General features: G+C 68.0%; 21 protein-coding genes and 1 riboswitch. Of the genes, 8 read left to right on the top strand and 13 right to left on the bottom strand.

Annotated elements, in window-relative coordinates; genetic code table 11:
• Positions 1 to 3 precede the first annotated feature (3 nt).
• Together GTZ97_RS15445 and GTZ97_RS15440 are read left to right on the top strand one after the other, a co-directional pair.
• Complete coding sequence (locus tag GTZ97_RS15445) at positions 4 to 1983, top strand: MacB family efflux pump subunit (RefSeq protein ID WP_161651674.1); 1980 nt, start codon at positions 4 to 6, stop codon at positions 1981 to 1983.
• 49 nt (positions 1984 to 2032) lie between these two features.
• Positions 2033 to 3481: an efflux transporter outer membrane subunit gene (locus tag GTZ97_RS15440; RefSeq protein ID WP_161651672.1), complete on the top strand. Its 1449-nt coding sequence runs from the start codon at positions 2033 to 2035 to the stop codon at positions 3479 to 3481.
• A gap of 237 nt (positions 3482 to 3718) precedes the next feature.
• Here the strand turns inward: GTZ97_RS15440 and GTZ97_RS15435 are convergent, their stop codons facing one another.
• A complete protein-coding gene (locus GTZ97_RS15435) occupies positions 3719 to 4024 on the bottom strand; it encodes a type II toxin-antitoxin system RelE/ParE family toxin (protein WP_161651670.1) in 306 nt (101 codons plus the stop codon).
• Positions 4021 to 4308, bottom strand: coding sequence for a CopG family ribbon-helix-helix protein (locus GTZ97_RS15430; RefSeq protein ID WP_161651668.1), 288 nt, complete (start codon positions 4306 to 4308; stop codon positions 4021 to 4023). Before GTZ97_RS15430 ends, GTZ97_RS15435 begins: the two co-directional genes overlap by 4 nt.
• A gap of 322 nt (positions 4309 to 4630) precedes the next feature.
• On the opposite strand from GTZ97_RS15430, the gene GTZ97_RS15425 reads away from it, so the two are divergent.
• On the top strand, positions 4631 to 5317 hold the full coding sequence (locus GTZ97_RS15425; RefSeq protein WP_161651666.1) for a glutathione S-transferase family protein: 687 nt from the start codon (positions 4631 to 4633) through the stop codon (positions 5315 to 5317).
• On the opposite strand, the gene GTZ97_RS15420 is transcribed toward GTZ97_RS15425, so the two are convergent.
• From GTZ97_RS15420 to GTZ97_RS15410, 3 genes are all read right to left on the bottom strand, one after another.
• Complete coding sequence (locus tag GTZ97_RS15420) at positions 5307 to 6236, bottom strand: fatty acid desaturase family protein (protein WP_407926747.1); 930 nt, start codon at positions 6234 to 6236, stop codon at positions 5307 to 5309. The two genes, GTZ97_RS15425 and GTZ97_RS15420, sit on opposite strands and share 11 nt — an antisense overlap.
• 140 nt (positions 6237 to 6376) lie before the next feature.
• Positions 6377 to 7231, bottom strand: coding sequence for a PaaX family transcriptional regulator C-terminal domain-containing protein (locus GTZ97_RS15415; RefSeq protein ID WP_161651662.1), 855 nt, complete (start codon positions 7229 to 7231; stop codon positions 6377 to 6379).
• 106 nt (positions 7232 to 7337) lie between these two features.
• Positions 7338 to 7820, bottom strand: coding sequence for a Fur family transcriptional regulator (locus GTZ97_RS15410; RefSeq protein WP_161651660.1), 483 nt, complete (start codon positions 7818 to 7820; stop codon positions 7338 to 7340).
• Between the two features lie 128 nt (positions 7821 to 7948).
• Here GTZ97_RS15410 and GTZ97_RS15405 point away from each other — a divergent pair, with 128 nt between their 5' ends.
• From GTZ97_RS15405 to GTZ97_RS15385, 5 genes are all read left to right on the top strand, one after another.
• On the top strand, positions 7949 to 8515 hold the full coding sequence (locus GTZ97_RS15405; RefSeq protein ID WP_161651658.1) for a ZrgA family zinc uptake protein: 567 nt from the start codon (positions 7949 to 7951) through the stop codon (positions 8513 to 8515).
• 5 nt (positions 8516 to 8520) lie between these two features.
• Entirely contained in the window at positions 8521 to 9231 is a 711-nt protein-coding gene (locus tag GTZ97_RS15400; RefSeq protein WP_161651735.1) for an ABC transporter ATP-binding protein, read from the top strand.
• Positions 9228 to 10466: an ABC transporter permease gene (locus GTZ97_RS15395; protein ID WP_161651656.1), complete on the top strand. Its 1239-nt coding sequence runs from the start codon at positions 9228 to 9230 to the stop codon at positions 10464 to 10466. The genes GTZ97_RS15400 and GTZ97_RS15395 overlap by 4 nt, the downstream gene beginning before the upstream one ends.
• A 95-nt stretch (positions 10467 to 10561) precedes the next feature.
• Entirely contained in the window at positions 10562 to 11170 is a 609-nt protein-coding gene (locus GTZ97_RS15390) for a DUF3299 domain-containing protein (protein ID WP_161651654.1), read from the top strand.
• A gap of 101 nt (positions 11171 to 11271) precedes the next feature.
• A complete protein-coding gene (locus tag GTZ97_RS15385) occupies positions 11272 to 11985 on the top strand; it encodes a Crp/Fnr family transcriptional regulator (protein ID WP_161651651.1) in 714 nt (237 codons plus the stop codon).
• Positions 11986 to 12008: 23 nt separating this feature from the next.
• On the opposite strand, the gene uca is transcribed toward GTZ97_RS15385, so the two are convergent.
• From uca to GTZ97_RS15345, 8 genes are all read right to left on the bottom strand, one after another.
• Positions 12009 to 15662, bottom strand: coding sequence for an urea carboxylase (gene uca / locus GTZ97_RS15380; RefSeq protein ID WP_161651649.1), 3654 nt, complete (start codon positions 15660 to 15662; stop codon positions 12009 to 12011).
• Positions 15655 to 16320 (bottom strand): urea amidolyase associated protein UAAP2, encoded by a 666-nt coding sequence (locus GTZ97_RS15375; RefSeq protein WP_161651647.1) that lies wholly within the window; start codon positions 16318 to 16320, stop codon positions 15655 to 15657. Before GTZ97_RS15375 ends, uca begins: the two co-directional genes overlap by 8 nt.
• Before the next feature lie 18 nt (positions 16321 to 16338).
• Positions 16339 to 17037, bottom strand: coding sequence for an urea amidolyase associated protein UAAP1 (locus tag GTZ97_RS15370; RefSeq protein WP_407926746.1), 699 nt, complete (start codon positions 17035 to 17037; stop codon positions 16339 to 16341).
• A 125-nt stretch (positions 17038 to 17162) separates the two neighbouring features.
• Positions 17163 to 18041, bottom strand: coding sequence for an ABC transporter ATP-binding protein (locus tag GTZ97_RS15365; protein WP_236651247.1), 879 nt, complete (start codon positions 18039 to 18041; stop codon positions 17163 to 17165).
• Positions 18042 to 18067: 26 nt separating this feature from the next.
• Positions 18068 to 18931, bottom strand: a complete 864-nt coding sequence (locus GTZ97_RS15360) for an ABC transporter permease (RefSeq protein WP_161651644.1) — start codon at positions 18929 to 18931, stop codon at positions 18068 to 18070.
• A gap of 7 nt (positions 18932 to 18938) precedes the next feature.
• Positions 18939 to 19979 (bottom strand): ABC transporter substrate-binding protein, encoded by a 1041-nt coding sequence (locus GTZ97_RS15355; protein WP_236651246.1) that lies wholly within the window; start codon positions 19977 to 19979, stop codon positions 18939 to 18941.
• A gap of 57 nt (positions 19980 to 20036) precedes the next feature.
• Positions 20037 to 20153, bottom strand: a riboswitch (guanidine-I (ykkC/yxkD leader).
• 142 nt (positions 20154 to 20295) lie between these two features.
• The gene (locus tag GTZ97_RS15350) at positions 20296 to 21246 is read right to left on the bottom strand and encodes a PEP-CTERM sorting domain-containing protein (RefSeq protein WP_161651642.1); all 951 of its coding nucleotides are present in this window, start codon (positions 21244 to 21246) and stop codon (positions 20296 to 20298) included.
• A gap of 115 nt (positions 21247 to 21361) precedes the next feature.
• Positions 21362 to 23203, bottom strand: coding sequence for an aminopeptidase P family protein (locus GTZ97_RS15345; protein WP_161651640.1), 1842 nt, complete (start codon positions 23201 to 23203; stop codon positions 21362 to 21364).
• Positions 23204 to 23205: the final 2 nt, after the last annotated feature.

Below are 23205 nucleotides of genomic sequence, written 5' to 3'. Positions count from 1 at the left end.
CCCATGCAGGACGACAAGGTCAAGGGAGACCGCCCGGCGCTGCTCGACGTCCGGGACGTCTGGCGCGAGTTCCCCTCAGGCGACGGCGTCATCGCCGTGCTCAAGGGCGTGAACCTGCGCATCGAGGCCGGCGAGATGGTCGCCATCATGGGCGCCTCGGGCTCGGGCAAGTCGACCCTGATGAACATCCTCGGCTGCCTGGATCGGCCCAGCCGGGGCAGCTACCGCGTGGCCGGGCAGCCCACGGCCGAGATGACACCCGACGCGCTGGCGCGGCTGCGGCGTGAGCATTTCGGCTTCATCTTCCAGCGCTACCACCTGCTGGGCAACCTGAGCGCGGCCGGCAACGTCGAGATCCCGGCCATCTACGCGGGGCAGACGGCCCAGCACCGGCGCGAGCGCGCCGCGGCCTTGCTGGGCCGCCTGGGGCTGGCTGACAAGCTGGGCAACCGGCCAGGGCAGCTGTCCGGTGGGCAGCAGCAGCGCGTGAGCATCGCGCGGGCGCTGATGAATGGCGGTGACGTGATCCTGGCTGACGAGCCCACGGGCGCGCTCGACAGCGCCAGTGGCGCCGAGGTCATGCGCATCCTGCAGGAGCTGCACGCCGAAGGGCACACGGTGATTCTGGTCACCCACGATCCCAAGGTGGCCCAGCACGCCCAGCGGGTGATCGAGATCGCCGATGGGCATGTGGTGGCCGACACCCGGCAGCCAGGCGATGGCGCGCAACAGCGCGCGGTGACGCCGCGCCAGCCCGCCCGCGTTGTCTCGGCCTGGCGCAGCCGCTGGGATCGTTTCGCCGAGGCGTTTGCGATGGCGCTGCGGGCCATGGCCGGCCACCGGCTGCGCACGCTGCTGACCATGTTGGGCATCATCATCGGCATCGCCTCGGTGGTGTCCATGGTGGCGCTGGGCGAGGGTTCGCGCCAACGCGTGCTCAAGGACATCAGCGCGATGGGCACCAACACCATCGACATCTTTCCCGGGCGCAACTTTGGCGACCGGCAGTCGGCCCGCATCCGCACGCTCGTGCCGGCCGACGCGGATGCGTTGGCGGCGCTGAGCTATGTCGACAGTGTCTCGCCCAGCGTGAGCACCAGCGTGACCCTGCGCCGCGGCAATGTTGAAGTGACGGCCAACGTCAACGGCGTGGGCGACCAGTTCTTTCGGGTCAAGGGCTACACCATTGCCTCGGGCGTGGCCTTTGACAGCGGCAGCGTGCGCCGTCAGACGCAAGAGGCGGTGATCGACCCCAACACGCGCCGCGCGCTGTTCCAGGATGACGAGAACCCGGTGGGCGAGGTCATCTTTCTGGGGCAGGTGCCGGTGCGCATCGTGGGGGTGACGGCGCCGCAGGAAAGCGGCTTCATGATGTCGGACAACCTCAACGTCTGGGTGCCTTACACCACGGCGATGCGCCGCATCACCGGCCAGTACTGGCTGCGCAACATCACCGTGCGCGTCAGCGACAGTGCGCCGCCCGCCGCAGCCGAGCAGGGCATTACGCAGTTGCTCACGCAGCGACACGGTACCAAGGATTTTTTCACCCGCAACAGCGACAGCATCCGCCAGACCATCGAGAGCACCACGCAAACCATGACGCTGCTGATCTCGTCGATCGCGGTGATCTCGCTGATCGTCGGCGGCATCGGGGTGATGAACATCATGCTGGTGTCGGTGACCGAGCGGACGCAGGAGATAGGCGTGCGTATGGCGGTGGGCGCCCGGCAAGGCGACATCCTGACCCAGTTCCTGATCGAGGCGGTGATGGTGTGCCTGATCGGCGGCGTGCTGGGCATCGCGCTGGCCTTGGGCGTGGGCGTCGTGTTCGCCCAGATCGGCGGCACCTTCCAGATGATTTACTCCGCGTCGTCCATCGTCGCCGCCTTTGCCGTCTCGTCGCTGATCGGCGTGGTGTTCGGCTTCCTGCCGGCGCGACGGGCGGCGCTGCTGGACCCGGTCGTGGCGCTGTCGCGCGAGTGAGGCCACGATGGACATGCCGGCACACACAGCATCACGACCAGACAGCCAAATGAGCATACACACGAGCACACGGCTGGCCCCGCAGGCCACCACCACCCATGGCCATGGGCTGCGCAGGCGCCCTGCGGGCACGCTGGCCGTGCTCGCTGCCCTGGCGCTGACCGGCTGTGCGGGCACCACGCCGCCGGTCGATCCCGCGCTGCGTGTGCCGGCAGGCTGGCAGCAAGCAGCCTCCACCGATGCCGAGGCGGCCCGGCCAGCTGGCGCACCGGGCGACTTGGCCTGGTGGCAAGCGCTGGGCGACCCGGCGCTGTCTGCCTTGCTGCAGCAGGCCACACAACACAACGCCGATCTGGCGCGCGCGGCGATCCGGGTTCGGCGGGCGCAGCTGCAGGCGGGGCTGGCAGCCAGTGATCAGTTGCCCTCTGTCAGTGTGCGGGGCAGCACGAACGCAAGCCGCGCGCTGACATCGGGCGCGGCCACCGTGCGCCAGCATGGCCTGACCGGCACCGTGAGCTGGGAGGCAGACCTGTGGGGCCGGCTGGCCGCGGCGCGCGATGCCGCCCAGTGGGAGGCCGAAGCCACCGAGGCCGACCGGCAAGGCGTGGCACTGGCCCTGACGGCCACCGTGGCCCGGCTGTACTGGCAGCTCGGCTACCTGAACCAACGCGTGGATGCCAGCCTCCAGAGCATCGCTTACGCCGAGCGCACACAGGCGCTGGTCGAAGCCCAGTACCGGGCCGGCGCGGTCTCGGGGCTGGAGCGCGCCCAGGCCACCCAGCTGCTGGCCAACCAGCAGGCGGCCCACACGCAGTGGCTGCAGCAGCGCGTCGAAACGCGTCACGCCCTGGCTCTGTTGCTGGGCGGCGAGCCCAGTGCGGCCTTGCCCACACCGGCACAACTGCCGCAGGCCGATCTGCCGCCCGTGGCGCCGGGGCTGCCTGCGGCTTTGCTGACCCGCCGCCCCGACATCGTGGCCGCCGAGCACCGCCTGCGCCGAACAGTGGCATCGGTGGACGCCACCCGCCGCGCGTTCTACCCCGCGCTCACGCTCACCGGCAGCGTGGGCACCTCATCCACCGAGCTGGCCGATGTCTTGCGCAACCCGGTGGGCACCCTGGGCGCTGGCCTGCTGCTGCCGTTTGTGCAGTGGCGCGACATGCAACGCAACATCGCCGTGGCGCAGGCCGACCAGGAGCTGGCCGTCTGGTCATACCGCCAGACCTGGTACCAGGCGTTGGCCGATGTCGAAGACGCGCTGTCTGCCCTGCAGCAGTACGACGTGCAAGGCGAGCAACTGCTGGCCGCCACGCAGGCCGCGCGCGACGCCGAGCGTCTGAGCGAAGCCCGCTACCGCGCAGGCGCCGTGGCTCTCAAGACCTGGCTCGATGCCCAGGAAAGCCGCCGGCAGGTCGAGAACAGCCTGGCGCTGAACCGCCTCAACCGACTGCAGGCCCGCGCCACGCTGTTTCAGGCGTTGGGTGGGGGTGTGGGGTAGACAACTCCGCTCGTGTCCCCCGGGGCGGACTGCGTCCGCCCCTCCTCCTTTACCTCGCTGCGTTGTCCACCCGACCTCCGCGGCTTGAAACATGTGTGGCGGACGACGGGCGGCTTTGCAGCGGTTGCGGCCCTTCACCCACCGACTCACAAAGCCTGCTTTCGGCCAGGAGCGGTCAATTGCCAGAGGTTGCTTGGCGGTGTTGCGCAAGCAACATGCGCGGCTCTTGACGAGAACTCACTGTCGTTGCTTTCGTTTGAAGCCTGACTCGCGCTGACCACGCACAGCCAGAATGAAGACCACATCGATCGCGTCTACGTAGTGGTACAGCGCGACGTATCCACGGGATGCTCTACCGATCACCAGCTCTCGCTTGCCGCCTTTGACCCTCCGTCCGATGAGAGGGCTATGCGACAAAATCTGGATTGCATCGAGCACTTCGGTGATGCGCGACGCTGCGTCCGGTACTTCGAACTTCGTCAGATGTTCAATGAGTCGATCGAAGTCCTCCAGAACCTCGGGCGCAAGCTCGATCCGCGTCATGCGCCCTTCGGCTTTCGGGCAGTTGGCTTGGAAGGATGCTCACCACGCACGCGCGCGGCAACGTAGCTTTTCGCCTCGTCCCACGAGACGGTCTTCCCGGTTTCTAAAAGTCGTGTCCAGCGAGCATCCGCCAACTCGTGGAATTCCTTTTCCTGTTCAGCCTGCTCGACGGTTCGCTCGATGGCCTCAAGGATGAAGGCATGCGTCGTGGTGCCCGCGCGTTCGGCTGCCGCAGATATGCGCGCCTTTAACGAGTCTTCGATACGGATGGTCGTTGTACTCACGGCAAACCTTTTCGTCCGTCATGAACAAGGCGGATGAAAAAATGTAGCACAAATGCGCTACACCCAGCAAGTGAGGCGGATGCTGGCTATTGGCCATCCTGTCCGCGTCGATACCGGGTCCGAATGCGTTCGGTCCCGAGGGGCGGGCGCAGCAGCTTGTGGCGCATCGCGTGCCACCGGCGTCACCAACAGCCCATGGTCAAAACGTTCCGGTTTTTCGTCAGAGCGTGGCAATCGACGAAAGAACGGAACACGACGAAGCGCCTCGGTCTTCCCGCAGGCCAGTCACCGCGCACAGCCCAGCCTGTGTATGCTGCGCGGCATGATCACCGTCCACCACCTTGAAACCTCCCGGTCGCAGCGCGTGCTGTGGCTGCTCGAAGAGCTCGGCCTGCCTTATGAGATCAAGCTGTACAAGCGCGATCCCAAGACCAAGCTGGCGCCGCCCGAGCTGAAGAAGATCCACCCGCTGGGCAAGTCGCCCGTGATCACCGATGGCGATCTGGTGGTGGCTGAATCCGGCGCCATCCTCGAATACCTGGCCGAGCGCTATGGCCCCCAGGCTCAGGGCGAGGCTGCCCAGTTGCTGACCCAGCCCGGCACGCCCGAGCACATGCAGCTGCGCTACTGGATGCACTACGCCGAGGGCTCGCTGATGAACTGGCTGGTGATGAAGCTCGTCTTCATGACCATCCCGACCCAGCCCATGCCCTTTTTCGCGCGCCCGATCGCCCGCATCCTGTGTCAGCAGGTGCAGGCCAAGCTGATCGACCCAAATCTGACGGCGGCGGCCGGCTTCATCGAGTCGCACCTGGCCAAGCAGGCCTGGTTCGCGGGCGATCGCCTGACGCTGGCTGATTTCCAGATGAGCTTTGCCGTGGCCGCGCTGATGTCGCGTGGCGACATGGCGGCCCAGTGCCCCCACATCAAGGCCTACTTCAAGAAGATGGAAGCCCGCCCGGCTTACCAGCGCGCGCTGGCCAAGGGCGGGCCGGTCATCATGTCCTGACAGGGCTGCTGCCGCTGCTGGCCAGCCGCAGCACGTCGAGGTAGCCCGGCGCCACGGGCGCCGCGTGCTTCTCGCGCAGCCAGCGGTGCATCTGGGGCAGCCGGTAGTACGGCACAGACGCCATCACGTGGTGTTCGAGGTGGTAGTTCACGTTGACGGGCGCCACCGTCATGCGCGCCAGCCAGCCGGCGCGCGTGGTGCGCGTGTTGAGGAACATGTCGGGCGTGCGCGCCAGGCAGCCGTGCTCGGCCACCGAGCGGATGCGCACGAACAGCGGCAGGAAGGTGAAGAAGGCGAGCACCCACGCCCAATACAGCCAGGCGTGGCCGGTGGCCGCCAGGATGCCGAACAGCACCAGGTTGGTCAGCACCATCGGGCCCATGTTCACCACGAGCGAGGCCACCACATCGCGCCAGGTGCGGCCTTGCTGTGGCAGGCGCTCGATGTGGTTGGCCACTGTCCACTTGAACACGCCTGCATCCATCATCACCAGACCGTAGGCGATCTTCAGACCGGTCAGGCCGCTGACGTCGCGCAGCATCTTGCGCGCCAGCGAGCGGCGGGTGACCGGGTAACCGTCGTGCAGCGAGATGTCGGGGTCGGCATCGGTGCCGGTGCGGGTGTGGTGGCCCAGGTGGTGCACCTTGTACTTGGGCAGGTTCTGCCAGATGGGCCGGGCGCACAGCCAGTCGGTGAGCACATCGTTGGCCCAGCGGTTCTTGAACAGCGTGCCGTGCGAGCCTTCGTGTTGCAGGATGGCCAGGCACAGCTGGCGGCCGGCGATCACGGCCGAGGCCAGCACAAAGGTGAGCACGCCAGGCCACAGCGCCAGCGCGGTGAAGGCCAGCGCAATCACACCCCAGGTGGAGGCAATGGCCCAGGCGCCCCGCCAGTCGGAGCGCTGGGTGAGCCATGCCATCTGTTCCCGTGTGAACAGTTCGTTGAGCTTGCGGCGTGTGGGCGCAGGCAGGTCTTGCGCCTGCGGTGTGGCGGTGAGGTGGGGGTCACTGTGGCCCATGTGTTGTCTCCTCGGTCGAATGGGTGCGGCCTGACGGGTTGTCAGTGGGTGATGTGCCTTGCCGGTGTCGGCATGACGCTGTCTGCTGCGCTGCCCGTCAGGCCGTGCCCTTGGCGTAGGGCGTCAAGCAGCCGTTGCCAGATGGCATGGCCTGCACGGTCAAAGGCGATCACCGTATCGGTGAAGGCGCGGCGCGCCGCCACGTTCACGAGTGGGTCGGGAAGCAGCGGATCGAAGACCAGTTGCCGGATCGCTTCGTTGCCCAGCAGGTAGGACTCACGCGCGGCGGTCTCAAGGTCGAGTTCGGCGTGGCGCGCCAGCCAGTCGCGGAGCTGGCGATGCGTGGCTTCGTAGGCACGATTCAGCCCGGGGCCGTCCCATAGGCCACGAGCCTGCTGGTCGAGCGCGGGCGCCAGATCGTGGGCAATGAACACTGCTGCCTCGGGCTCGAGCCCGAGCCGCTGCAGGCGTTCCCGGATGCCGGCCGCCCCGCCGTCCAGGTTGGCTGGCCGCACGTGCAGGCTGGCGGTAAGTGGCCGAAAGCCCAGAAGTGCGAGGGCGCGCTGGCGCACCCGCAGGGCCGAACGGTCGCTGCGACCCAGATCGGCGGAACAGACCATGACCCAGTCGCCCGCCCAGTCCACCACGCGGGTCTCCGCGTGGCGCCACCGCGAAAGGTCTGCGGCCAATCCTGCGGCTTGGGGCCCCAGTCTGTATGCGCCGCGGCCGGCGGACTCGATGAGGCCCGCGGCGCCCAAGCGTACGAAGGCCACCCGCACGCTGTTCTCGCGGATGCCGAACAGGCTCGCGGCGCCCACCGCTTCGCTCGCGCACAGGGGCGCGCCCTCTGCGGCAGTCAGGAGGTTCAGGATGAGCGACTTGGGCGTAGGCGACACGACTCATTACCTAAAAATGCAATGAGTGCCATTTTGGGTAACAAATCGCCGTCGGTCAAGCCCTCCAGTCCCGCGTGTAAATGCTGCGGCAGACTTTGCAGTTATGTCAGTCGCAGTGTGGACAGCGGCCGTGCAGGGTCCACTCAGCGCCTTCGACGACAAAACCTTCCGGCAAGGCGGGCTTGCGAGGCAGTTTGGCGTCCAGGCAATAGAGCCGGCCGCAGTTGTCACAACGGAAGTGGGCGTGGCGCGCGTGCACGCTCTCCACCTGGTGGGGCGCAAACCGCATCACGCGGTCGTCGCCCACGCTGCGGTGCAGCAGCCCGGCATCGTGCAGCCGATCCAATGTCCGGTAAAGCGTCACGCGGTCCATTGCTTCGGGCAGCAGTTGCTCAAGGTCCGCATGGCTCATGGGCGCATCACTGGATTGCAGCGTGTCCCAGACGGCGACCCGCGCCGGTGTCACGCGCAGGCCGGCCCCCTGCAACAGCGTCGCGGCATCCGGACCGGCGCGACGGCGGCTTCGTCCACGCGGCGGAGCCTGGCGAGACGATGGGCGAGAGGAGGAGTGTGAGAAGGTTCTAGGCATGAAACCATTCTAGGAAGCAGGGGTCGGATTGCCCAGGCGCGGCACAATGACCCGCCGAAGAGGCCGGCATCTCGTTTGCAAGGGCCCCCTTTTTTTCTGCAACTCAACCTCAGGAGCGTGACTGCAACATGGTTGGCAAAACGGTTTCACGCCGCGCATTGCGCGCGGTACGCATCTGGGGCGCTGCAAGCGTTGCGTGGGTGGCGCTGTGTGCGGCGCCGCTGGCACAGGCTCACCGGGCGCACGTCCATGGCGTGGCGCAACTGGAGCTCGCCGTAGACGGGCCCGTGTTGCAGGTCAGTGTGCATGGGCCGCTGGACAATGTGTTGGGCTTTGAGCATGCCCCGCGCACCGAGCGCGAGAAGAGGGCATATGACGCAGCCTTGCAGCGCTTGCGCAGCGGTGGCGAGTGGTTCACGCCCAACCCGGAGGCGGGTTGCACCCGTGAGTATCAGGACGTCGAGCATGAGCGTGAGGGCAATGACAGCCACGCGGACATCGAGCTCACCGTGCAGTGGCGTTGTGCCCAGCCCGCGCTGCTGCGCAGCCTGCGCGTCACGCTGTGGCCGGTCATACCCCGCCTACAGCGTCTGGAGGCAGCGGTGGTGCTCCCCCAGGCGTCGCGCAAGGTCGTCTTGCGCCGACCCGCCTCGGGCGAGGCCGCGGTGCTGCGCTGGGGTGCTGGCGCGCCATGACCGGGATGGGCGGTATGGTCGGCACGTCACCCGTGGCCGTGTCGGTCGAAGGCTTGCAGTTCGAATGGCCTGGTGCGAGTGGCCGTCTGTTGGACATTCCGCGCTGGGAGTTGCGTGGCGGCACGCGTGTGCTGGTGCTGGGCCCCAGCGGCTCCGGCAAAAGCACGCTGCTGTCGCTGCTGGCCGGCGTGCGGATCAGCGCGCAGGGGCGCGTGGCCGTGATGGGTGCCGACTGGGCGGGTCTGCCATCCGGGCGGCGTGATGCCTGGCGCGCCGACCACGTGGGCTATGTCTTCCAGCAGTTCAACCTGCTGCCTTATCTCTCTGCGCTGGACAACGTCACCTTGCCTTGCCGGTTCTCGCGCAGCCGCCGCCAACGCGCAGGCGATCCGGCGCGGGCGGGGGCCGAACTGCTGGCCGCCCTCGGCCTGCCCGAGGGGCTTTGGTCGCAGCGTGCAGATCAGCTTTCGGTGGGGCAGCAGCAGCGGGTGGCCGCGGCCCGTGCGCTGATCGGCAAGCCTGGGCTGGTGATCGCTGATGAGCCCACCTCGGCGCTGGACGACGACACGCGCGACCAGTACATGCAGGTCTTGCTGGAGGCCTGTGAGACGGCCGGTGCGGCGCTGGTGTTCGTCAGCCATGACCGACGCCTGCGCCATCACTTCGACCGCGTCTGCCACCTGGACCACGGCCGCTGGTTGGAGGAGACCGCATGACGGGCGTCACCAGCGGGCTGTGGGGGCTGGCGTGGCGCAGCGCGTGGAGCCGCCGGTTTGTTCTCGCGTTGACGGTGCTGTCGGTGGCGCTGGCCTCCTTCTTGTTGACCAGCATCGAGCGCGTGCGGGCCGATGTGGCGCACAGCTTCACGCAGGCCGTCTCGGGCACCGATCTGATCGTGGGCGCGCGTTCGGGGTCCTTGCAGCTCTTGCTGTATTCGGTCTTCCGGGTGGGGCAGGCCAGCCACAACATCCGGCTCGACAGCCTGGAGGTGCTGCACCGTCATCGGGCCGTGGCCTGGGTGGTGCCGCTGTCATTGGGCGACAGCCACCGCAGCTTCCCCGTGGTGGGCACGGTCTCGGCCTACTTCGATCATTTCCGTCATGGCGACGGCCAGGCCCTGCGCATGGCCGAGGGGCGCCGCTTCGAAGGCTTGCATGATGTGGTGCTCGGCGCCGAGGTGGCCCGTCGGCTTGGATACCGGTTGGGCAGCGAGCTGGTTCTGTCCCATGGTGACGGGGCGCTCGAAGGCACCGACCATGACGACCATCCCTTTCAGGTCGTGGGCATCCTGGCGCCCACCGGCACCCCGGTCGACCGTTCGCTGCACATCAGCCTGGACGCGATGGATGCCCTGCACCAGGGCGGCAGCTGGGGCTTGGGTGGCTTGCCCGGCATGTCGCGTGAAGTGACGGCGGCGCTGGTGGGGCTGCACAGCCGCACCGCCGTGTTCTCCGTGCAGCGCGCGGTCAGTGCACACCGGGGCGAGCCCCTGATGGCCATCTTGCCCGGTGTGGTGCTTGATGAGCTGTGGCAGGTGGTCGGGGTGGGCGAGCGCGTGCTGCAGGGCATCAGCGCCCTGGTGGCCGCGGTGTCGCTGGCCGGTCTGGTGGCCGTCATCCTGGCGGGGCTGGACAGCCGGCGGCGCGAGCTCGCTGTGTTGCGCGCGGTGGGCGCTTCCGGGCGGCACATCTGGGCCTTGCTGTCGCTGGAAGGCGGCTTGCTGGTGTGTCTGGGGGTGGCGCTGGGTTGGCTGGCCTCGGTCGCAGCCAGCGTGGCTTTGATGGACGCAGTGTGGCTACAGGCCGGCGTGGTGCTGCGGCCGTGGGTCGTGACGCCCGAGCAACTGACCGCATTGGCCGCCTTGCTGCTGGCCGGTTGGCTGGCCTGTCTGTGGCCTGGCTGGCGGGCTTACCGCATGGCGCTGGCCGATGGCCTGAGCCCACGGGCCTGATGGGGCGGGCGCGCACGGGGCACACTGGCGACGCAGACGTGAAAGAGACAACGTGAACAGACACACGTGACAAGGCCGACATGAAAACGACACGCATGACCGCACGCTCATTTGCCCCCGCGCGGCGCCGCGCCTTGCACGCGCTGGCCGCAGCGGGCCTCGCGGCTTGGGGACTGCCTGCCGCGCAGGCACAGGAGAGGGCGGCACGAGGCGGCGGGGCCGTGCGCCACATCAAATGGCAGGAACTGGTGCCGGCAGGCTGGGACCCGGCCAAGTTGCTCAGAGAAAAGTTCAACGACCCGCAATTGGCTGTGCTCAACGACGCGGACCCTCGCGTGCAGGCCATGATGGAAGAGCTGCGCACCATCTGGGACAACGCGCCGGTCAATCCCGCCATGGACGGCGTGACGGGCCGGGTGCCGGGTTACGTCGTGCCGCTGGAAGACTCGCGTGCCGGGTTGAAGTCCTTCCTGCTGGTGCCTTATTACGGCGCCTGCATCCACTCCCCGCCACCACCCGCCAATCAGATCATCCATGTGGTGTTGAGCAAACCGGTCAAGGGCTTTCAGACCATGGACACGGTCTGGGTGCAGGGGCGACTCAGCGCGGCGCGCAACCAGTCCGACATGGGTGTCAGCGGCTACCGGCTGGATGCCATCAGGGTAGACCCTTACGAGCGCGTGGCGCCCGAGCGGGGCCGCTGAGCGCAGGGCGCCGCGCGTGGGGAAAACTTGCGGCGCATCAAAGAAGCGCCCCCCGTGCCCCACCACAATCCGGACGACAGGCTGACAAAAGGATCCGGGACATGAGCAACGTGGACGACAAACAGGTGACCGAGGTGGTGGCAGACGGCCTCGCCCAGACGACCCTGTTTGGCGGCACGTCCGCGGCCTTGCGCGCTCGCGTGGCCGCTGCATCCGAGATCCGCCGCTTGCCTCGCGGCGCAACATTGTTCGAAGCCGGCCAGCCTACCGAGGGGCTCTACATCGTGCTCAGCGGCCAGATCAAGCTGTTTGCCCGCGCCGACAACGGGCAGGAGAAAGTCATCGAGGTGGTGCCGCAGCACGGTCATCTGGGCGAATCCATCGTGTTCGACCAGGCCGTGCACGTGGCCTGCGCCCGCGCGCTCACTGAAGCCGCGGTGCTGCGGGTGCCGGCGGCCGTGGTGCTGGACGAACTCGCGCGAGATCCGGGGCTGGCGGCGCGCATGCTGGCTGGCCTGTCGCGCCGACTCAATGATCGGGTGCGTGACATCGAGGCGCTGACGCTGCGCTCGAGCGTGCGACGGGTGGTGGATTACCTCCTGCGCGCCCAGGCCCGACAGAGCTCGCCTGAGCAGGCGGGCGCGGAGGTTACGGTGTCGTTGCCCTTCAGCAAGAGCACGCTGGCCTCGCTGCTGTCGGTCACGCCCGAGCATTTCTCGCGCATCCTGCACGAGTTGCAGGCCCGGGGCCTGATCGCCGTGAACCGGCGCGACATCCACATCCCCGATGTGGGGCGACTGGCCCAGGCGGCCTGAGCCGTGCTGAACGGTGCGGCCCTTCAGGCCAGCACCACCACGGTCTGCCCGGCCGTGACGCCGCCGCCTTCGGCACAGCGTACGGCCTGAACCTGGCCCGTCATCGGCGCGAGCACCGGAAACTCCATCTTCATCGACTCGACCACGGCCAGGGTCTGGCCCTCGGCCACCGCATCGCCCGCTGCCACCAGCACCTTCCACACGCTGCCGGGCACCGGGCTGCCCACCGCCGTGGCGCCCTCGGGCAAGGTGTCGTCCTCAGGCGGCGCGTCCATCGTCAGCTCGCTGAGGCTGCCATCCTGGCCAGAGGCCTTCCAGCGCTCACGCTCATCGTGGAAGGCCTGGCGTTGCTGCACCCTGAAGGCCTCGATGCTGTCGGCCTCGTCGCGCAGAAAGCGACGGTAGGCGCCCAGGCTGAAGCTGCCGTGCTCGATCTTCACATGGCAGCGACCCGCGGGGAAGTCGCGGCGCATCCGGGCCAGCTCGGCTTCGCTGACGGGGTAGAAGCGGATCTGGTCAAAGAAGCGCAGCAGCCAGGGTTTGCCGGGCTCGAAGTCGCGTGCGCCGTGTCGCGCATCGCGCCAGCGGTTCCACATCTGCACGGTGCGGCCCACGAACTGGTAGCCCCCCGGGCCTTCCATGCCGTACACGCACAGGTAGGCGCCACCGATGCCCACGGCGTTCTCGGGCGTCCAGGTGCGGGCGGGGTTGTACTTGGTGGTGACCAGACGGTGGCGCGGGTCGAGCGGTGTGGCCACCGGGGCGCCCAGGTAGACATCGCCCAGGCCCATGACCAGGTAGCTGGCCTCGAAGACGATGCGCTGCACCTCGTCGATGCTGTCCAGCCCGTTGATGCGGCGGATGAACTCGATGTTGCTGGGGCACCAGGGCGCATCGGGCCGCACCGACTGCATGTACTTGTCGATGGCCTCGCGGGTGGCTGGATCGTCCCACGACAGGGGCAGCCACACGGTGCGGGTCGGCACCGTCAGGTCGTCGATGGCGGGCAGACTGGCTTCGGCCTCGTTGATGGCCGCCAGCAGCTGTGGCCGGGGCAGGGCGGCCGGGTCCACATGCAGTTGCAGTGAGCGGATGCCTGGCGTCATGTCGACGACGCCTGGCAGCCGGCCTTGATCGCGCTGAGCCTGCAAGGCCTGCATCAGCGCGTGCACGCGGAAGCGCAGCTCCAGGTCCAGCACCAGCGGGCCGTACTCGATCAACACATAGCGGTCGCCGGCCTGGCGGATGCAGCGCGCGGGGGTGTCACCCTGGGCGGGGCGTTGATCGAGGATGGGGCTCAGCACCTGATCGACATCATGCGCGGGCACGCCAGCCGGCAGCACCGGGGCGGGGCCGGTGCCGGCCAGGAAGGCGTCCTGGGCCGCCTGCAAGGCCAGCGCCTGCTCGATGTGGATGGCGTGGAAGCGCACCGTGTCGCCCGCCTTGAGCTGGCCCAACTTCCAGCGCTCGGCGGCCACCACCACGGCGGGGCAGACAAAGCCGCCCAGGCTGGGGCCATCGGGGCCCAGGATCACGGGCATGTCGCCTGTGAAGTCGATGGCACCAATGGCGTAGGCGTTGTCGTGGATGTTGGAGGGGTGCAGGCCGGCTTCACCCCCATCGGTGCGGGCCCACTGCGGCTTGGGGCCGATCAGGCGCACGCCGGTGCGGCTGCTGTTGTAGTGCACCTGGTAGTCGGTGCCAAAGAAGGTGGTGATGTCCTCGGAGGTGAAGAAGTCCGGTGCGCCGTGGGGGCCATAGAGCACGCCGATGTCCCAGTGGCGGGTGAGGGTGGGCGGGGAGCTTGGAACGTGGGCGGGCAGAGTGCTTGGTTCAGTGGCTGCGTTGTCCTCGGCGCCATGCACATGCAGCAGATCGCCGGTGCGCAGGGTACGACCGGCGTGCCCGCCAAACTGCCCCAGGGTGAAGGTGCTGGCGCTGCCCAGGTACAAGGGCACATCCAGCCCGCCTTGCACGGCCAGGTAGGTGCGCGCACCGCCCTCGGCCAGGGGCGCGGTGCCCAGCTTCAGGGTGCTGCCGGCCCGAAGCGTCCAGGCTCGGTTCATGGCCTCGTCAGCGGGCAGGGGCTGGCCGTTTACCCACACCGGCATGGGGGCGCCGCACAGGGCTACCCGCAGGTCGGCGTGGGCCTTCAGGGTGGGGCCGGCCACCGTGCATTCCAGGGCGGCCACGCCCGGCGCGTTGCCCACCAGGCGGTTGGCCAGGCGCAGGTGCAGGTCGTCCATCGGGCCGGAGGGCGGCACGCCCACGTCCCAGTAGCCCAGCCGGCCGGGCCAGTCCTGCACGGTGGTCTGCACGCCGCCGTCGATCACCTCCAGCGCACGCGGCTGCCACACAAAATCGCCCAGGCTGCGCGTGACCACCTGGCCTTGCACGAACACCGGCGCGGCCGTGACGGCGCGCAGGTAACGCAGATTGGTCTCGATGCCGGCCAGTCGGGTCTCAGCCAGGGCCTGCTGCAGCTGGCGGACTGCCTGCTCGCGCGTGTCGGCCGTGACGATGAGCTTGGCCAGCATGGGGTCGTAGTGCGGGGGCACCTCGGTGCCCGTGTCCACCCAGCCATCCAGCCGAACGCCCGGCGGAAAGCTCACCTCGGTCAACACGCCCGCACAGGGCTGAAAGCCGCGTGCCGGGTCTTCGGCGTACAGCCGCACCTGGATGGCCGCGCCTTGTGGTGCGGGGGCCACCAGCGGCCAGTGGTCGCCCCGCGCCAGCTTCACCATCCACTCGACCAGGTCCACGCCCGTGACCTGTTCAGTCACGCCGTGTTCCACCTGCAGGCGGGTGTTGACCTCCAAAAAGTAGAAGGCGCCGGTGTCGGCATCCAGCACGAACTCGACCGTGCCGGCCGAGCGGTAGGCCACGGCCTGGCCCAGGCGCACGGCGGCGGCCAATAAGGCCTCGCGGGTGTTGGTGCTCAGGCCTGGTGCCGGGGTTTCTTCAATCACCTTCTGGTTGCGGCGCTGGGCCGAGCAATCGCGCTCGCCCAGGGCCACCACGGCGCCTTGGCCATCGCCAAACAGCTGCACCTCGATGTGGCGGGCCCGCTCGACAAACTTCTCCAGAAACAGCCCGGCATCCTTGAAGTTGGCGCGGGCCAGGCGTTCCACGGCCTCCCAGGCGGCATCCAGCTCGGCTTCATTGCGCACCAGGCGCATGCCGATGCCGCCACCGCCGGCCGTGCTCTTGAGCATCACCGGGTAGCCGATGCGTGTGGCCTCGGTGCGCGCATGGGTCGCATCGCTCAGCAAGCCACTGCCGGGCAGCAAGGGCACCTGGTGCTGTTCGGCCAGCGCCCGTGCCGTGTGTTTCAGGCCAAAGGCCCGCATCTGCTCGGGCGTGGGGCCGATGAAGGCGATGCCCGCGTCTTCGCAGGCCTGCGCAAAACCGGGGTTCTCCGACAGAAAGCCGTAACCGGGGTGGATGGCACCGGCCCCGGTCTCTCGGGCGGCCTCCAGGATACGCTCGACGTTCAGGTAACTCTGGGCCGCCGGTGCCGGCCCGATGCACACGCTGGCATCGGCCAGGGCCACATGGCGCGAATCGGCATCGGCCTCGGAGTACACCGCCACCGACTTCAGGCCCATGGCCTTGAGCGAGCGGATGATGCGGCAGGCAATGGCGCCGCGGTTGGCAATCAGGACGGTGTCAAACATCTTGGGCATCCCAGACCAGGAACTGCGCCGGGGTGGGGTTGTAGGCGTTGCAGGGGTTGTTGAGCTGCGGACAGTTGGACACCAGCATCAGGATGTCCATCTCGGCGCGCAGCTCGACGTACTTGCCCGGGCCCGATACCCCATCGGCGAAGGTGAGTTGCCCATCGGCCGTCACCGGCACGTTCATGAAGAAGTTGACGTTGGGCACCAGATCGCGCTTGCTTAAGGCCAGGTCGGCGTGCTGCAGTGCGATCAGGTAGTTGTCTCGGCAGCTGTGCATGTACTTCTTCTGCAGGGCGTAGCGCACCGTGTTGCTCTCGGCCGCGCAGGCGCCGCCCAGCGTGTCGTGCCGCCCGCAGGTGTCGGCCACGATGGTGAGCATGGGCCGACCTTCGCTGCTCATCAGCACCGAGCCGGTGGTCAGGTAGATGCCGCCTTGCGCCAGCATGGTGTCGGTGGCGCTGTAATGCTCGGCCAGGTCTTGCGCGTTGTAGAAGATCACGTCGACGGCCTGGTTGCCCTCCAGGTCGACGATGCGCAGGGTCTGGCCCTGCTTGAAGTGCAGCAAGTAAGGCTCGCCCGATGGCAGCACGTGGTTGACCACGGCCTGGGCCGGGTCGAGGGGGCTTTCCTGGATGCGGATGGCGGTGGCGGTCATCGCGTGCTCCTGCTCAGATCAGAGGTAGGCCATGTCGGCGTTGTGCAGCGCACGGGCGCACTCTGGGCGGAAGCGCCGGTTGAAGTCGTGCGCGTCGGCGGGGCCGGATTTCCACGCGGCCAGCCCCACCTTGCGCGGTGCGTAGGTGGGGTTCGGGTCCAGCGGGTGGGGCGCGGTGGAGATGGCGATCAGCGTGTCCATGTCGAAGCGCAACTCGACCATCGCGCCAGCCGGCGCATGCTCGGGCGCAAACTGGAAACGACCTTCGGCGTCCACCGCCACCTTGCTGAAGAAGTTGACCGGCGCAATCAGGTCGCGGCGGGCCAGACCGTACTTGCCGATCTCGATGAGCAGGCCGTCCTTGCCGCTGCGGAACATGCTGTTGCGGTGGGTGTGGAAGCTCTGATCGCCATACTTGGCGTGCAGGCGTTCGGCGTCCAGCAAGGCGCCCAGCGGGTCGTGCCAGCCTACGGTGTCGGCGGTGATGCTGGCCAGCGCGCGGCCCATGTCGCTCATCAGCACGTGGCCCCGGGTGTAGTGGGCCGTGTGCTGCGCCTTGAGCGAGTCGGGCATGTTGTAGCGCTCGAGCTTCTCGCGGGCGTGGTAGAGCACCATGCTCAGGTTGGCGCCGGCTTCGAGCGCCACCATGCGCAGGCGGCTGCCCCGGGGCATCACCCAGGACCAGTGGCAGCCCCCGGGCACGATCTCGGACCACATCACCCGCTCAGCGGGCAGGTCAGGGGCAAAGCGCTGCCAGACGTTGGGGGCATCCACGGGTTGGGTGCCGGGTGGATTGGCGGGAATGTCAAAGCTCGGGGTCATGGGGTCGTCCAGGCAAGTCGTCAGCGTGGGGTGGCGCCCGAGGCGCCTGAAGCCACATCGGCGGCCGATCGGCTGAGCTGTTCCAGCAGATCGAGGTCGGTCTTCATCCCCGAGGTGTCGCGTATGCGGTCCAGCAGGTGGCGTTTGAGTTGCAGGAACTCGGGCGAGAGCTTCATGTCCTGCGTGCGGCGCTCGGGCAGGGGCACGGTGTGGATCGAGTCGATGCGCCCTGGTCGCGGGGCCATCAGCACCACCCGGTCTGCCAGGTAGATGGCCTCTTCCACGTCATGGGTCACGAAGACGATGGTCGTGCGCTCCAGCCGGTGCACGTGCTGGATCAGGTCGTGCATCACCTCGCGTGTCTGCGCGTCCAGCGCCCCGAAGGGCTCGTCCATCAGCAGGATGGGCGGGCGGCTCATGAGAGCTCGCGCAATCGCCACGCGTTGCTGCATGCCGCCCGACAGTTGGCTGGGGTAAGCGTGGGCCACATGGGTCAGCCCCATCAGACGCAGCAAGGCATCGGCGCGGCCGGCCGCGTCTTCCACGTCGGCGCTGGTGCGCTCGGCGGTGTGCGCCTTCAGCTGCCGGCAGAACCTGATGTTGTCGAGCACCGTCAGCCAGGGGTAGAGGCTGTAGTGCTGGAAGACCATGGCGCGCGTCAGGCTCGGGCCGTCGATGGGCAGGCCACCGGCGGTGAGCGTGCCCGCGTCGTAGTCTTCGAGCCCCGCCATCGTGCGCAACAGCGTCGATTTGCCACACCCTGAGGCGCCCACCATCACCACAAACTCATTGGCCTGGATGTGCAGGTCGATGGCTTGCAGCGCGGGCGCAGCGGCACCCGGGTAGGTCTTCCACAGCTGTTCGCAGCGGATGTCCATGGCGTATGGGGTGGGCGTCATGCGCGACTCCGTCGGTCTTCCATCATTCAATGGCGGCCATACAGCCACGGAAAGGACTTGCGGTGCGCCAGGCGGAAGAGCTGGTCAATCAGCAGCCCGATCAGGCCGATGATCAGGATGCCGGCGAAGATCTTGTCGGTCTGCAGAAAGCGCTGCGCCTTGAGGATGGCGTAGCCCAGCCCCGAACTCGAGGCCACCAGCTCGGCCACCACCAGGTAGGTCCAGGCCCAGCCCATGGTCACGCGTAAGGTGTCGAGCAGGGCCGGTTTGGCCGAGGGCACGATGACCTTCTCGACCACCTCCCAGCGCGTGGCCCCCATGGTCTGCGCAGCCTCGATCTGGGCCATGGGCACGCGGCGCACGTCTTCGGCCACCATCAGCACCATCTGAAAGAAGGTGCCGATGAAGATCACGGCCACCTTGGCGCTCTCGTCGATGCCCACCCATACCATCACCAGCGGCACAAAGGCCACCGCGGGCATGTAGCGGATGAAATCGGTGAGCGGCTCCAGCATGGCCTGTACGGCACGCCAGGTGCCGATCAGCAGCCCCAGAGGCAGGGCGATCAGGGCCGACAGCCCCCAGCCGGCCACCACGCGGAAGGTGCTGATGCCGGCATCGCCGAGCAGCCCATCGTCCCACCAGGCCTGGGCCTGGGCCCACACCTTGTCGGGGCCAGGCATGAAGACCGGGTCAGCGCCGCTCACGGCAGCCAGCGTCCACAGCAGCACGGGCACCGCCAGACCCAGCAGGGCCAGCGCCAGATAGATGCCACCGGGGATGCCGGTGCGCACGCCCAGCAAGCGCAGCCGTCGCGGACGCATCACCGGCGGCGCGCTGGCGCGCCCGTCCAGGAGCCCGGGGGGCAAAGGGGCCGGTGGCCTGCTCATGCCGCGCTCACTTCTTCAGCGCATCGGCCAGCAGCGTCGCGTCCACGCCCTTGGCGGGGTCGGGCCGGCCGTCAATGAGCTTGTGCTCCAGCAGGAAGTTCGCGATCGTGGGGGCCACCGCCACCAGCGACTGCGGGTGTTTCGGGTCCAGCGCGGTCTGGTTGGCTGCGGCGTCGAAGAAGCGGGTGCCCGGCAAGAAGACCTTGTATTCGTCGGGCTTCATGCTCACGACCTTGCTCATGATCTTGGCGGCTTCGTCGGGGTTCTGCTGGATGAAGGCGACGGTGTCGAACCAGGCCTTGATCATGCCCACCAGATGCTTGCGCTTGGTCTGGATGGCCTTGTCCTGGGCCACCAGCAGGTCCGGGATGAGGCCGGGCATGTCCTTCGAGGTGAACACCGCCTTGCCCTTGCCACTGGAGACGATCTGGTGGATCCAGGGGTTCCACACCACGGCGGCATCCACCCGACCAGCCATGAAGGCGGCGGCCGCATCGCCAGCGCTCAGGTTGGTGATCTTCACGTCAGATGGCTTCATGCCGTTCTTGGCCAGCGCGGTGGCCAGCACGAAGTGCGACACGCTGAACTCTTCCAGCGCCACCGTCTTGCCCTTGAGATCCTTGATGGACTGGATCTTCGGTGACACCACCACGGCGTCGTTGCCGGCCGAGTTGTCGTTGACCAGGATGGCCTTCAGCGGCAGGCCCTTGGCCAGCGGCCCCATGGTGTCGGACCAAGTCTGTGAGTTGGCATCCAGCCGGCCGGCGGACAAGGCCGAGATGGAGTCGGTGTAGTTGGCAAACCAGACGAGCTTGACGTCGGCGCCGTGCTTCTTGAAGAAGCCTTTTTGCTCGGCCACATACCAAGCCACCCAGCCCGGCCAGTCCGATACGCCTACCTTCACTTCGGCCCGTGCGGGCGAAGGTGCTGCGAGTGCCATGGCGGCGGCGACCGCGGCCATGGCACCGAGCACACGGGCCTTCAGCCCGGAGGCGGAAGACAACAACGGCAAACGCGCCGACGAGAGGGCGAAAGAGGCAGATCGCATGCAGGGCTCCTGGCAGGTTGAACGCACGTGAGAGGACACTTCGTGAAGCCGAAGCGAACCTCCCGGGCTTTTGTCCCGCCGTGGAGCCCATGCCGGTATGCGCCGACCTGAGCCGGCAGCTCTCGGACCAGACACCCTGAATGCATCAGAGCCGGAACCCTAGCTGCCCTTTCGGGGAGCGACGACCTCGCCGTTCCTCTCATGCACCTTGTATGCACGACCCGTGCCAGCACCTGACGCCCTTGCGTGAGCCGCAAGAGCCTGTGGCGGTGCGCAGGGGCGCGCGCCACGCACAGTGCCGGTGCGCCTCGTCTGCTCAGCAGCGAGCCGCTTGAGCGTCGGGCGCGGATGTGGTGCGTTGCCTGCCGCGCATTGCGAGCACCAGCAGGCCTGCGCCGACCAGCCATAGGGCCGTGGGTTCGGGCACGGGGCTCAGCACGCCGGGCATGGATGCCCGAACACCGCCGTCGCGCCAGATGGACTGCAGACTGAAGCTGGCGAGCGTGCGCCCCGCCGTCTGCCAGTTGCCATTGCTCCAGCTGGCCGCGTTCAGGCTGACCTCCAGCTCATAGCCGCCGGCTTTGAGCTCGAGCACCTGGCTGAAATCCCGCAAGGGGCGCCAGTCGTCGTCGTAGACCACGGTGTCCTGCCAGACAGTGTGGGCGGGGCCGCCTTTGGGGTCGATGTAGCGCAGCGCGAAGCGGTAATCGTCGTCGCGCCACTGGCCGACGGTGCTGTCCATGCGCAGCTGCATGGGGCGGCTGTCAAGCAGGTCGAAGCGGTGGACCAGCTGCACCTGCGACCGGCCTTGGCCCTCGAAGCTGACGCCCCAGTCGCTGGTGCCACCGGACGCGAACACGTCGGCCAGCCCGTTGAAAGACAGCCCACCCGCGTCGGTGTCCAGCCACTGCCGGGCCTGCCCGTCGACACCGCCCCAGCCCAGCGGCTGGTCTTCGGGCAAGCGCAGCGCCATGCCCGCCCGCAGCTCGGCAGGGTGCAGGTCGCCGCTGAGGGTGCGGGCGTAGCTGACCTCGACGCTCTGAAAGGGGTCGCCGCCAAACAGACTCGCCTGGCCTGAAATGGACACCGTGCGCGCTGTCTCCCAATGAACCAGGCCGCCACCGGCGAGCGGTTGAGCGGTCACGCCCGCAAGCGCGTGGTGCGACAGGCTGGCGCAGAAGACGAGCGCGAGGGCGCTCACATGCGAGCGGATGGCGGTTGCTTTGTGGTCCACGGGCGCGGACGCGGGCACGTTGAGCTGAGGCATGAGGCAAAGGGCTGGCGCCAAGTCGGACAGGCGTTCAGTAGGCCACCTATCCCGTTCTGCAAGAAACAGCGGCGGGTAAGGTGTGCAAACAACTGTGTCCAGCCGCCTCGCCAGCTCAGATCGGGCGCGTGCGTGCCGTCAGCCAGTTCAACGCGTCGCCCGAGACATGGGGCGCCAGACTGCGGTGCACCTCGGCGTGGTAGGCGTTGAGCCACTGCACCTCGTCGTCACGAAGCAGGTTGCGGTCGATGCAGCGCGTGTCGATCGGGCACAGGCTCAGCGTCTCGAACGCCAAGTAGTCGCCATGTTCGGGCGTGCCTGGCGCGGCATCGGCCACCGCCGGGGGCACGGCCACATTGAGGACCAGATTCTCGATGCGAATGCCCCACTGGCCCGGCCGATACAAGCCAGGCTCGATGGAGGTGATCATGCCCGGCTGCATGGCCATGTCTGGCACGGGCACGGCCTTCGAGATCGACTGCGGCCCTTCGTGCACGTTGAGGAAGTAGCCCACGCCGTGCCCGGTGCCATGCCCGAAGTCCAGCCCCTCGGCCCACAGCGGCGCGCGCGCAATGGCGTCCAGCATCGGGGCCAGCGTGCCGCGCGGAAAGCGCGTGCGCGACAGCGCCATCGTGCCTTTGAGCACCAGCGTGAAGTCGCGCTTTTGCGCGGCGCTGGGCGTACCAATGGCCCACACGCGGGTGATGTCGGTCGTGCCGCCCAGATACTGTGCGCCCGAATCGATCAGCAGCAGGCCTTCGGCCGTGAGCCCCTGAGGGGTGCTCAGCACGCTGTACGACTGCGCGGTGGCGCGGTAGTGGGGCAGTGCGCCGTTGGCGTTGAAACCGGCAATGGTCGGGAAACTCAGCGACACATAACCCGGCTGACGCGCCCGCTCTGCGGTCATGCGTTCGTCAATGGTCAGCTCGCTGACGTGTTCGCGGCCGAGGGCGTGTTCGAGCCAGGCATAGAAGGCGCACATGGCCGCGCCATCGGCTTCCATGGCCTCGCGGATGAAAGCCGCCTCGGCCTCGGTCTTGCACGCCTTGGCCAGCGTGGTCGGGTTGGTGGCCTCGATCACCTTCACGCCGTCGGGCACGGCCTCGCGCAGACCCCAGGTGATGCGTTTCGGGTCGACCAGCAGCGTGCTGCCTGCCGGCAGGCCACGCAGGGCGCCCAGGGCCATGTCGTAATCGCGCAGCGTGACGCCATCGTCGCGCAGACGTTGCGCCAGCGCGTCCGGCACCTTGCCGGCGCCCACAAACAGCGTGGCGGTCTGCAGGTCGATCAGCGCATGGCCCAGAAACACCGGGTTGTAGTCGACGTCGGCACCGCGCAGGTTGAACAGCCAGGCGAGGTCGTCGAGCGTGGCGATCCAGTGGTGGGTGGCGCCCTTGTCGCGCATCGCTGCACGCAGGGCTTCCAGCTTGGTCGTACGAGGCGTGGCGGCATGCGGCAAGGCGTGCTCATACACGGCGGCGGCAGGCAGGGCAGGGCGGTCAGCCCAGATGGTGGCCAATCCGTCCGATGCGGTGTCCAGTTGCCATCCGCCGCGTTGCAGGGCGTCGCGCAGCTGTGTGGCCTGGGCCAGACCCAGCACCGCGCCGTCCACGGCCAGGGTGCCCGCGTCAGAGCCTGACGCTTCGGCTTTCAGCCACGCCAGATAGGCGGGCACGGCGGGCCCGTCGAGCTTGACCAACGCCACCGGCGAGCCGGCCAGTTCGGTCTCGGCCTGCTCCCAGTAGCGGCTGTCGGTGAACAGGGCTGCCCGCGTGGCCGACACCAGCAGCGTGCCGGCCGAGCCGGTGAAGCCGCTGAGCCACACGCGCCCCTGCCAGCGGTCGGGCAGGTACTCGGAAAGATGGGGGTCGCTGCTGGGCACCAGCACGGCGTGCCAGCCCTGCTGGGCCATGTGGGCGCGTAGCGCCGCCAGGCGGGAAGAAATGGTCGACAGCATGG

This window comes from Aquabacterium fontiphilum (genome assembly GCF_009909205.1).
Classification (GTDB): Bacteria; Pseudomonadota; Gammaproteobacteria; order Burkholderiales; family Burkholderiaceae_C; genus Aquabacterium; species Aquabacterium fontiphilum.
The sequence above is the reverse complement of the archived record's forward strand: the minus strand, read 5'-3'. Positions and strand labels throughout refer to the sequence as shown.

Excerpts from the sequence above, each read along its gene's own strand:
- GTZ97_RS15420 (WP_407926747.1), bottom strand. The coding sequence starts at position 6,236 with ATGGCATGGCTCACCCAGCGCTCCGACTGGCGGGGCGCCTGGGCCATT.
- GTZ97_RS15400 (WP_161651735.1), top strand. The coding sequence starts at position 8,521 with ATGGGCGGTATGGTCGGCACGTCACCCGTGGCCGTGTCGGTCGAAGGC.
- GTZ97_RS15360 (WP_161651644.1), bottom strand. The coding sequence starts at position 18,931 with ATGAGCAGGCCACCGGCCCCTTTGCCCCCCGGGCTCCTGGACGGGCGC.
- GTZ97_RS15440 (WP_161651672.1), top strand. The coding sequence starts at position 2,033 with ATGAGCATACACACGAGCACACGGCTGGCCCCGCAGGCCACCACCACC.
- GTZ97_RS15445 (WP_161651674.1), top strand. The coding sequence starts at position 4 with ATGCAGGACGACAAGGTCAAGGGAGACCGCCCGGCGCTGCTCGACGTC.
- GTZ97_RS15390 (WP_161651654.1), top strand. The coding sequence starts at position 10,562 with ATGACCGCACGCTCATTTGCCCCCGCGCGGCGCCGCGCCTTGCACGCG.
- GTZ97_RS15355 (WP_236651246.1), bottom strand. The coding sequence starts at position 19,979 with ATGCGATCTGCCTCTTTCGCCCTCTCGTCGGCGCGTTTGCCGTTGTTG.
- GTZ97_RS15375 (WP_161651647.1), bottom strand. The coding sequence starts at position 16,320 with ATGACCGCCACCGCCATCCGCATCCAGGAAAGCCCCCTCGACCCGGCC.
- GTZ97_RS15350 (WP_161651642.1), bottom strand. The coding sequence starts at position 21,246 with ATGCCTCAGCTCAACGTGCCCGCGTCCGCGCCCGTGGACCACAAAGCA.
- GTZ97_RS15425 (WP_161651666.1), top strand. The coding sequence starts at position 4,631 with ATGATCACCGTCCACCACCTTGAAACCTCCCGGTCGCAGCGCGTGCTG.
- GTZ97_RS15405 (WP_161651658.1), top strand. The coding sequence starts at position 7,949 with ATGGTTGGCAAAACGGTTTCACGCCGCGCATTGCGCGCGGTACGCATC.
- GTZ97_RS15370 (WP_407926746.1), bottom strand. The coding sequence starts at position 17,037 with ATGTGGTCCGAGATCGTGCCCGGGGGCTGCCACTGGTCCTGGGTGATG.
- GTZ97_RS15435 (WP_161651670.1), bottom strand. The coding sequence starts at position 4,024 with ATGACGCGGATCGAGCTTGCGCCCGAGGTTCTGGAGGACTTCGATCGA.
- GTZ97_RS15345 (WP_161651640.1), bottom strand. The coding sequence starts at position 23,203 with ATGCTGTCGACCATTTCTTCCCGCCTGGCGGCGCTACGCGCCCACATG.
- GTZ97_RS15410 (WP_161651660.1), bottom strand. The coding sequence starts at position 7,820 with ATGCCTAGAACCTTCTCACACTCCTCCTCTCGCCCATCGTCTCGCCAG.
- uca (WP_161651649.1), bottom strand. The coding sequence starts at position 15,662 with ATGTTTGACACCGTCCTGATTGCCAACCGCGGCGCCATTGCCTGCCGC.
- GTZ97_RS15385 (WP_161651651.1), top strand. The coding sequence starts at position 11,272 with ATGAGCAACGTGGACGACAAACAGGTGACCGAGGTGGTGGCAGACGGC.
- GTZ97_RS15365 (WP_236651247.1), bottom strand. The coding sequence starts at position 18,041 with ATGACGCCCACCCCATACGCCATGGACATCCGCTGCGAACAGCTGTGG.
- GTZ97_RS15395 (WP_161651656.1), top strand. The coding sequence starts at position 9,228 with ATGACGGGCGTCACCAGCGGGCTGTGGGGGCTGGCGTGGCGCAGCGCG.